The organism is Mesorhizobium sp. M1E.F.Ca.ET.063.01.1.1 (assembly GCF_003998155.1).
Classification (GTDB): domain Bacteria; phylum Pseudomonadota; class Alphaproteobacteria; order Rhizobiales; family Rhizobiaceae; genus Mesorhizobium.
Genome location: NZ_RZSC01001463.1, coordinates 1 through 608, shown reverse-complemented (window position 1 = coordinate 608; position 608 = coordinate 1). Strand labels below are relative to the sequence as shown.

Here is a 608-nt window from a genome sequence, read left to right as displayed (position 1 = left end):
GGATTGGTGTGATCGCCTTTGACGAGGTTCAACTGATAGTAGCGGCCGTTGGCGAGCCAGCGGGCGATGACCGACGTGGTGAGCCACGAGCGCCAGCGGCGCTGGATCGTCATGCGCATATAAACCTGCGTGACGACAAGGCTTGCGCTGCCGGCCACCAGCGGCAGGAAGATGGCGATCAGGAAGTAAACGGTGCCGGCATTGCGTTGCTCGAGGGCGTCGAAGATCGAGCGGTTCCAGACATTGATCCCGTACTGGAAGCCGATATTGACGACGATCAGCATCAACACGCCGATCGTGAACGGCCATGCGCGCCGGTCGCCGCTGCGTCCCCAGTAGCCGCGCGCGCTGATCCAGAAACGCCGCAGCAGATATTTCTTGCGCGCCTGCTCGGCCTCCTCATGCGTCAGCTCGGGATCAGGCTCGACGGATTCCGGCGGCGGCGGCGCGGGTTCGCCGACGGCCTCCGGCGTGGCTTCGGCAGGCGGTCCCTTCGCGTCGCTTGATTTCTCTGGACTCGGCTTTTCCGGAGGGCTCGACTTTTTCGGGCGCGGCTTTTCTTCGCGCGTTTTCTCTTCGCGCGACTTCTCCTGGCGCGACGTCCCCAC

Annotated in this window: 1 pseudogene; it reads right to left on the bottom strand. The window is 64.0% G+C overall.

The features are described from left to right. Nucleotides 1-608, bottom strand: a pseudogene (locus EOA29_RS39235) (ABC transporter ATP-binding protein/permease); the annotation flags it as partial.